At 49.2% G+C, this 6,616-nt stretch carries 5 protein-coding genes; 4 read left to right on the top strand and 1 reads right to left on the bottom strand.

Features of this window, described 5'->3' with window-relative positions:
• From AACT21_RS04715 to fhuB, 4 genes are all read left to right on the top strand, one after another.
• On the top strand, positions 1-2,094 hold a 2,094-nt coding region (locus AACT21_RS04715; RefSeq protein ID WP_094164561.1), incomplete at its 5' end, for a TonB-dependent siderophore receptor.
• A gap of 107 nt (positions 2,095-2,201) precedes the next feature.
• Positions 2,202-2,987, top strand: a complete 786-nt coding sequence (locus AACT21_RS04710; RefSeq protein WP_026028190.1) for an ABC transporter ATP-binding protein — start codon at positions 2,202-2,204, stop codon at positions 2,985-2,987.
• On the top strand, positions 2,978-3,904 hold the full coding sequence (locus tag AACT21_RS04705; RefSeq protein ID WP_094164560.1) for an iron-siderophore ABC transporter substrate-binding protein: 927 nt from the start codon (positions 2,978-2,980) through the stop codon (positions 3,902-3,904). Before AACT21_RS04710 ends, AACT21_RS04705 begins: the two co-directional genes overlap by 10 nt.
• Positions 3,901-5,868, top strand: coding sequence for a Fe(3+)-hydroxamate ABC transporter permease FhuB (fhuB, locus tag AACT21_RS04700; protein ID WP_094164559.1), 1,968 nt, complete (start codon positions 3,901-3,903; stop codon positions 5,866-5,868). The genes AACT21_RS04705 and fhuB overlap by 4 nt, the downstream gene beginning before the upstream one ends.
• Before the next feature lie 66 nt (positions 5,869-5,934).
• Here the strand turns inward: fhuB and AACT21_RS04695 are convergent, their stop codons facing one another.
• Positions 5,935-6,423, bottom strand: a complete 489-nt coding sequence (locus tag AACT21_RS04695) for a TIGR00645 family protein (RefSeq protein ID WP_017045929.1) — start codon at positions 6,421-6,423, stop codon at positions 5,935-5,937.
• Positions 6,424-6,616 lie beyond the last annotated feature (193 nt).

Here is a 6,616-nt window from a genome sequence, read left to right as displayed (position 1 = left end):
GATCTCATTCGCCCAAGCTTGCTGGGGACAGCAATTCACAACATATTAAAAATCAGCGCATTACCTTGTCTGTTCATGGTTTCGGCTACGGCACAAGCTGAGCAAACACCGCCACCAGTTTTAGACACGATCGTGGTAACGGCATCGGCATTGAAAGTCGATACCCCGACACAAGAAACTGCAAAGTCGGTCACTGTCATTGAACGTGATGAACTCGACCAGCATAACGTACAAAAACTGGATGAAGCATTGCGCTATACGCCGGGGTACACCTCACCTTATGGCGCGGATAACGACGCCGAGTGGATGTTTGTGCGTGGTTTTGAACCGAGTGTCTATCTCGATGGTAACCGTCTTTATAAAGAAGGTTTCTTTGCTTGGACGGTTGAACCCTTTGGTTTAGAGCGAGTTGAATTGGTGAAAGGCCCGTCTTCGGTGCTGTATGGTGAGTCCATGCCGGGCGGTATTGCCAACGTGGTGCAGAAAAAGCCGACTGATGGCGCGCAGCATTCCGTATCTCTGTCGGTGGGGAATAAAAATTACCAGCAGTTGGGTGTCGATATTGCCGATTGGGCCAACCAAGATGGCAGCCAGCGCTACCGCCTCGTGGCGATGGTTAATCAAAAAGAGGGTGAACTGGATGGCATTGAGAGCCAGCGCGTTTATGTTGCGCCAAGCTACGCTATCGATTTATCAGATCAAACCACGCTAACGCTGATGGCCACTTTCTTGAAAGATAACGGCGTGCCACAAAACGGTTTCTTCCCAAGCGATGGCACATTAGTGGCGCTGCCCAATGGTGAGACGATTGCGCCTAACCGCAACTTTGGCGAGCCGGATCACGATGATTTCGATAAAACACAACTGTCGTTCGGCTACCAACTCTCTCATCAACTGAACGACACTTGGAGCCTCAAGCAAAACTTCAACTACGCCTATGTTGATCTGTACCTACGAAGTTCTTCGGCCTATCAAAATGCTTGGCAAGACAGCGACCCATACACATTGGCACGTTATACCTTGATCAATGATGGTGATGCACACAGCGTAACCTTGGATAACAACGCCCAAGCACAGTGGCAAAGTAGCCAATTTGAGCACCGCTTATTGACCGGGTTTGACATTCAGTATCACCAAAATAAATGGCTGGGTAATGGCACTGGTTCACAGGTGGGCGTGATCAACAGCCTTAATCCGACCTACGGCAATGTGCCTGATCTCTCAAGCAGCTTGTATGACAATGAGATTGTCAAACAGCAACTGGGTGTGTACGCGCAATATCAAACGAAGTGGCAACAGAAATGGGTTCTGAATTTAGGTGGCCGCTACGACAAAATTGATGTTGAAAGCAAAGGTTTGAATAAAGATGAGCTTGATGATGGCCAACTGTCATTAAACAGCGGTTTGATCTATTTAGCCGATAACGGTTTGTCACCTTATGTGAGCTACTCTGAATCTTTCTATGTGATCAGCAGCTTAGATTTCACCACCAACAAACTCTACAAACCCGTCGAGAGCAACCAAACCGAGGTGGGTGTGAAATACATGCCAAGCTGGCTCGATGGCTATGTCAATCTGGCGTGGTTTGATATCGACCAGAAAAACGCAACCGCCTCTACCGTCGGCAGCAATGGCGCGTTAACCACCAGTCAATCGGGCACAAAAACCAATACGCAAGGGTTCGAAGTAGAAGCTCGCATGGCTGTGACAGAGAATCTGATGCTGAATGCCAGCTACACCTATCTCGATGCTCATACAGGTGAAGGAACGAGCCAGAAGCGCAAGTCGATGATTCCGCGCCACTTAGCGACAGGTTGGGCGAGCTATGATTTTGCAGGCCTTGGGATTGAGGGGCTGACGTTGGGCTCTGGCGTGCGTTATACCGGAACGTCTGTGGATGCCTCGCTCGATAAAAAGGTGCCTGCTTATATGCTGTGGGATGCAATGGCAAGTTACGCCATTAATACACAGTGGGATGTGCAGGTTAACCTCAATAATATTTTGGATGACGAGTACCTTGCTGGTTGTGATTTCGGAACCTGCTATTACGGCGAATCACGTCGTATGGTGGCAAGCGTGAATTACCGCTGGTAAGTCAACATGGACTCACCTTCGCTGAAGGTGAGTTTGACTGTTTCTGAACATTCCCGCGGCGGCGGGGATGTGTGTTTTAGGTGTGGCTCGATTTTTGGGGGAGAGTGATGTTTACCTTATCAAATGTTCAAGTGGTGCGTGGTGGACGAAGCATTTTATCCATTGAATCACTGAATATTCCCACCACAGAGTTAACTGTGGTACTCGGCCATAATGGCTCCGGAAAATCCACGCTGGTGAGTTTGATTTCTGGTCAGCAAGCACCTGACCGTGGCGACGTGTTACTTAATCAGCAGCCGATTGCCGAGCTCAGCGCCAGAGCGCTGGCTAAAGCGGTGGCGTTTTTGCCACAAAAATTGCCAACTTCAGCGGGGTTAACGGTACGAGAGTTAGTGCGCCTTGGGCGTTTTCCGTGGCGTGGTCCTTTTGGTCGCTGGCAAAATCAGGATGAAGTGATCATCGATCAAGCGATCGCCCAAACCGGCGTCACTGAATTTGCCTATACCTTGGCCGATGAATTGTCTGGTGGTGAAAGGCAACGCGCTTGGGTGGCGATGCTGTTGGCGCAGCAGTCTCCGGTGCTGATTTTAGATGAGCCAACTTCAGCGTTAGATGTGCAGCACCAATATCAGTTAATGGCTCTGCTTGCGCAATTAAACCAGACACAAGGCTGCGGAATTATCGTCATTTTGCATGATCTGAACCTTGCGCTACGTTACGCGACCCACATCGTCGCGCTCAAGCAGGGCAAGGTTGCTTTTGAAGGCGATGCCTCTTTATTGGCCGATGAAGCACGTTTATCGGCGCTTTATCAAACGCCGATCCAACTGCTGGATCACCCAATGTCCAATTCAGATTCTCACACGCATAAGGTCGCGATTGTATGTGCTTAAACCTTGTAAAGCGCTGGCTGGTTACTGGCTTACTCTCTGTTTTTTCGAGTGTCGCTTTTAGCGCGCCATTGACCGTACACGACAGCCGCGGAGAGCAAACTCTACAGCAGCGGCCACAACGTGTGGTGGTGCTCAATTGGGATTTACTTGAGCAAGTGATTGAACTGGGTATCACACCCGTTGGCGCGCCAGAGCTTGCCAGTTATCAAGATTGGGTTGTCAAACCGCAAGTGCCGCAAGGGGTAGAAGATATCGGCACGCGCGTTGAACCCAATTTGGAAAAAATTGCTGCACTAAAACCAGATCTCATTCTCGCTGCTGCGCCGCAGCAAGATTTAATCACACCGTTAGAGCGCATTGCTCCGGTGCTCTATTTCTCTAATTTTCAAGCCAGTGATGACAGTGGCGCAGTCGCGATTGACCATTTTCGCCAATTAGCGCAGCTCTTTGACAAGCAAGCGCTCGCCGAGCAAAAACTGACCACAATGACGGAACGTTTTGCGCAGTTAAAAGCACAAATTGACATCGCGTTTTCTCATCAAACACCCGCGGTGGTGGCGATGCGTTTTGCTAATCCAACCTCGGTGTTCCTTTACGGTGAAAACTCCACCACTCATTATGTGCTGAAGCAATTGGGCTTGCATGAAGCGCTGCCTCAGCCTGCCAAAGAGTGGGGGATTGTGCAACATCGGTTAACGGATTTGCAGTATGTTGAGCAAGGTTATGTGCTCTATTTCTTGCCATTTGCCCAGCAAGCACAGCTAGAAAAATCAATGCTTTGGCAAGCGATGCCGTTTGTTCGTCAAGCGCGAGTGAACTCGGTTGAGAGTGTCTGGAACTACGGCGGCGCGATGTCACTACAATACATTGCAGAAGCGCTGACACGCAGTTTGCTTGAGGTTGCGCCTAAGTCATGAACGGAAAAGTGTTTCTCGCACTGAGTAGTGCGCTGCTGCTTGCGGCGATGCTCAGTGTGCAAATTGGCAATGGCGTCGATCTAGTCACGCAATGGCAACTGTTGTGGGCGCAACGTGACGCGAGCTCTTTTGCGGAGTTCAATTTCCTATATGGTCAATTGCCCCGTTTGGTGATGACGTTGCTGGTGGGCGCGATGTTAGGTTTGGTCGGCAGTGTGATGCAACAACTGACGCAGAATAACCTCACTTCACCATTGACGCTGGGCACCTCATCTGGAGCTTGGCTGGCGCTGATTATTCTCAACATTGGTTTTCCAAGCCTAGTTGCCAGTTACAGCGCGTTGGCGGCAATGAGTGGTGCTTTGCTCGCATTTGCGTTGATCGTGGTGATTGCGGGCGTGCGTAACATGACGGGCTTGCCGTTAATTGTGGCAGGCATGGTGGTGAACCTGCTACTTGGCGCGATTGCGACGGCACTGATTCTACTCAATGAACAATACGCCAAAAACGTCTTCATGTGGGGCGCGGGCGATCTGGCGCAAAATGGCTGGGATTGGGTGCAGTGGTTGCTGCCGCGGTTATCGGTCTCCTTATTGATTTTACTGTTTGCGCCAAGGGTTCTGACGTTATTGCGTTTAGGTCATCAAGGTGCTGCGGCTCGTGGTCTGCCTGTCATTCCTGCATTTTTAATCTTAATGGTGCTCGGGATTTGGTTGGTTTCAGCCTCGATTACAGCGGTGGGCGTCATCAGTTTTATCGGGCTACTCACGCCAAACATCGCCCGTGCTATGGGGGCAAGAACGCCCAAACAAGAGCTCTATTCGAGCTTACTGCTTGGCGCGTTACTGCTTTTATTAACCGATATGCTCGCAATGTGGTTGAGCCTATGGACTACGCAAGTCATCGCCAGCGGTATCACAGCCGCGGCGATTGGCGCGCCCGCATTGATCTGGTTTAGTCGCCGTCAGCTCAAGGCGCAAGATACATTGACTATCTCACTGCCTCAGTCGCGCGCATCATTAAGCCCTGTCGCACTATTGGGGTTGTTGCTAATGATGCTGGCAGCACTTGGGTTGCATACGTTGTTTCAAATGAACGAACTTAGTTGGCAATTGGCGCTGCCAAGCAGCTATCAGTGGTCATTACGCTGGCCGCGCATGCTCACCGCATTGTGTGCCGGTATTGGTCTTGCCCTAGCAGGTAGCATTTTGCAACGTTTGATATACAACCCGTTAGCCAGCCCAGATATTTTAGGGGTCTCGTCAGGGGCGACGTTTGCGTTGGTGTTTGCCAATCTCTTTTTAGGTCAAAGCTTGTTAGCTGCTCATTGGGTGACAGCGTTGTTGGGTAGTTTGCTGGTGTTGGCGGCATTAGTTGTGCTGGGTAAGCGCCATCAATACGCCGCGTCGAGTTTGATTTTAACCGGGATAGCCATTACCGCATTGCTTGAATCCTTAGTGCAATTTTGCTTGGCTAAAGGGTCAGAAGACAGTTATCGAATTTTACAGTGGTTAGCAGGCTCAACCTATCGCGTTACGCCTGACCAAGCGCTGTTGCTGGCTGTTTTGGTGCTGTTGCTGGCCGCAGCCACCATCGCGCTGTCGCGTTGGCTGACTTTAATCTCCATTGGTCGTCGTTTTGCCAGTGCGCGCGGCGTTAATGCGCAAAGCACCAGTTTGATTTTATTGACCATTGTGGCGCTGTTATGTGCGCTGGTGACAGCGACGATGGGGCCAGTGTCGTTTGTGGGTTTGATTGCGCCACACATGGCGATGATGCTAGGCGCACAGCAAAGTAAAACCCAACTGCTGGTGGCAAGTTTAGTCGGTGCATCATTAATGTTGTGGGCAGATTGGCTCGGACAGGTGATCGTTTATCCGATGCAAATTGCGGCTGGCACGCTCGTGGCGATTCTCGGTGGGAGCTATTTCTTGCTGTTACTGTTGGTCAATCGTTCAAAATAAGCTCAGTCTATTTACCATTGGCATCGATAGTGTTAACGAATAGCCCTGTGAATACAGGGCTTGCGGCTATTTTTTGGTGATTTTATCTAAATAACCCATCGCAAAGGCCGATAAGACAAAGGTAATGTGCAGCAGTAAGTACCACTTGATTTTTTCACTGTCGATATTTTCAGTGTTCATGAAGACTTTCAGCAAATGAATTGAGGAGATGGCGACAATCGATGCCGAAACCTTATTTTTCAACGATCCTGTGTCTAATTTTCCGAGCCAGCCGAGCTTATCATCCTCTTCGGCGATATCAATTTTAGAGACAAAATTCTCATAGCCTGAAAACATCACCATCACAATCAACCCACCAACCAATGAAATATCAATCAAAGAAAGTGTCACTAAAATCAGGCTGACTTCATCGGTGCTCAAGATGTTAGGTAGCAGATGAAACACTTCTTGGAAAAATTTAATGCCTAATGCCAGCAGCACTAAACTTAACCCCAAATAGATAGGGGCCATAATCCAGCGCGCTGAATAGAGTAGTTTTTCGACGATATTTTCCATAATTATTCCGTTTATGATCTCCACGAAGTATGTGGAATAAGGGGTGATAATACTGTGTTTTCTTGTGATTTGGCTATGTTATTGCACAAAGTTTTTGTAGAGCAATATAAGCCAGCCAAGCTGATATTCAAGGGGGCGTGGTACGCGTTTGATCACCATTGCATGATGTTGAAAATATTGTACTGTTTTGTAT

This window comes from Vibrio sp. V08_P9A1T1 (assembly GCF_963874405.1).
Taxonomy (GTDB): domain Bacteria; phylum Pseudomonadota; class Gammaproteobacteria; order Enterobacterales; family Vibrionaceae; genus Vibrio; species Vibrio anguillarum.
The sequence above is the reverse complement of the archived record's forward strand: the minus strand, read 5'-3'. Positions and strand labels throughout refer to the sequence as shown.

Excerpts from the sequence above, each read along its gene's own strand:
- AACT21_RS04710 (WP_026028190.1), top strand. The coding sequence starts at position 2,202 with ATGTTTACCTTATCAAATGTTCAAGTGGTGCGTGGTGGACGAAGCATT.
- AACT21_RS04705 (WP_094164560.1), top strand. The coding sequence starts at position 2,978 with ATGTGCTTAAACCTTGTAAAGCGCTGGCTGGTTACTGGCTTACTCTCT.
- fhuB (WP_094164559.1), top strand. The coding sequence starts at position 3,901 with ATGAACGGAAAAGTGTTTCTCGCACTGAGTAGTGCGCTGCTGCTTGCG.
- AACT21_RS04695 (WP_017045929.1), bottom strand. The coding sequence starts at position 6,423 with ATGGAAAATATCGTCGAAAAACTACTCTATTCAGCGCGCTGGATTATG.